Here is a 1911-nt window from a genome sequence, read left to right on the forward strand (position 1 = left end):
GGCGACGAGCCGCTGTGCGGCTCGTCGCCCTTTCCCGTGCGCCGGGTCGTGAGCGCTCACGGGGGCGGCTCGTCGCCCACGTGCGCGTGGAAGAACGACGCGGAGACGCCACTCGCGGTCAGCCCGGCGAGGACCGCCGCCGCGTGCCGTCGGCCGTCCGCGCCGACATAGAACCTGTCGTTCGGATGAGCCTCGTCCGAGGGGGTCGCGATTGGTGGGCAACGATGATCGGCGCCAGGCGGACGTCAAGCTGCGTGACGCGCTCGTCGCGGAGAACTGCGCGGGCCCGGAGTGGCTGCGGTTCACCAGGGTGCTCAGCGAGTACGGCTTCGCCTCGATGGTGGGGTGGTTGAGGTCCGGGTTGATCTTCACGCTCTGCCGGGAGAAGGGGTACCCGGTCGGCGGGCCGCCGCTGTACTGGGAGCACGAGGACCTGGTCAGCCTCGCCGGTGACACGGTGGTCGACGCGATCGGCGACTTCCGGGACAAGGCCCTGTTGGGCGGCGCGTGGGATCCGACGGGTGGTGCGAGCCTGAAGACCTACTTCGCCACGGGCTGCGTGTACGCGTTCCCCAACGTCTACCGCAAGTGGAGGAGGGACCGCAGCCGGCAGGAGGCGGAGGCCGGCCGATTATCGGGCGTCGAGGTGCCGGCGGACCTGGCGGCGCCCGGCCCCGACCCCGGCGAGGCGGTGGTCACCAAGTTGGAGATCAGACGCGGTCTCGCCGGCATCCCGAACGAGTACGCCAGGTCGGCGCTGGTCCTGTCGGAGTCCGGGTACACGGTCGGCGAGATAGCGGAACTGCTGAACACGACCCACGGCGTCATCAAAGGGGCTTTGGAGAGACATCGGCGCAACACCGGTCGATCGACTGGGGGCGGGGGTGGCAATGTCTGAGCACGCGGTCGGCCACTCGACGGCGGTGGAGCACCTCGTCGAGGACTCTTCGTTCGGTGCGGACGACGTTCGCGATCTCCGCGATCGGGCCCCGGACGACGTGGTCCAGCGCATCGTGGGCCGCGTCAACCGGTCGATCCCACCGGCGTCGTCGCTGAGGGGCGGGTTCGTCCAGCGCGCGGCGTCCATCGTCGCTGATCGCCCGATCGTGTACTCGGGGGTGGCCGACCCGGTCGGCTCGGGTCCGGGGTGGCCCGGTCACAGCCTGCTCGGTCGTCTTCGCGACTCGACCCGTCGGGAGTTCCTCGACCTCGGCACGGTCGTGAGGTACCGGGCCGACCGTGAGGTCATCGAGCAGGACGCGAAGGACACTCACGTCCTGTTGCTGCTCGACGGCGTGGTCAAGGTGCAGACCACGGACGAGACGGGTGACACGGCGCTGCTCGCGATCAGGGTCGCGGGCGACCTGGTCGGCGAGATGGCGGCGCTGGACCAGAAGCCGCGCTCGGCCAGCGTCGTGACCTGTGGCGACGTGGTCGCGAAGCTGATCACCAGCGGCGAGTTCATGGCGTTCCTGCACCGGCGCAACGACGTGTTCGTGGAGTTGATCGGGATGATCGACGACCGGCTGCGCTGGGCGAACCAGCGCCGGCGGGATTTCCTGTCCCACCCGGCCGCCGAACGGGTGGCGCGGGTGCTGGTCGACTTGGTGCAGACCTACGGGCGCGAAGAGGCGCACGGGTGGACGTTGGGAATTCCGCTGACGAAGGTGGAACTCGCCTCCATCGTCGGGATGAAGCCCAGGACGGCCGAGAAGGCGTTCTCCGACCTGCGCAAAGCGGGGGTGGTGGTGAGCCACCTGAGGCGTGACGTGCTGGTGCCCGACCTGATGGCGTTGCGGGAGTTCGGGCGCATGTGACGACGGCGGAGCGGCCGGGGGGGCGGGCAACCGGACCCCCCCCCCCCCCCCGACCCGCAAAAAAACAAGCCAAAAGGGGGGTTAGGGGACAAAA

Annotated in this window: 2 protein-coding genes; both read left to right on the plus strand. The window is 69.7% G+C overall.

Annotated elements, in window-relative coordinates; all coding sequences use genetic code 11:
- The first annotated feature begins 214 nt into the window (after positions 1–214).
- Positions 215–898, plus strand: coding sequence for an RNA polymerase sigma factor (locus tag AB0I91_RS44580; RefSeq protein WP_498785419.1), 684 nt, complete (start codon positions 215–217; stop codon positions 896–898).
- The gene (locus AB0I91_RS44585) at positions 891–1817 is read left to right on the plus strand and encodes a Crp/Fnr family transcriptional regulator (protein WP_499642334.1); all 927 of its coding nucleotides are present in this window, start codon (positions 891–893) and stop codon (positions 1815–1817) included. The genes AB0I91_RS44580 and AB0I91_RS44585 overlap by 8 nt, the downstream gene beginning before the upstream one ends.
- The last annotated feature ends 94 nt before the right edge of the window (positions 1818–1911 follow it).

It is taken from the genome of Actinosynnema sp. NPDC049800 (genome assembly GCF_040656635.1).
In the GTDB taxonomy this organism is placed as follows: Bacteria; Actinomycetota; Actinomycetes; order Mycobacteriales; family Pseudonocardiaceae; genus Actinosynnema.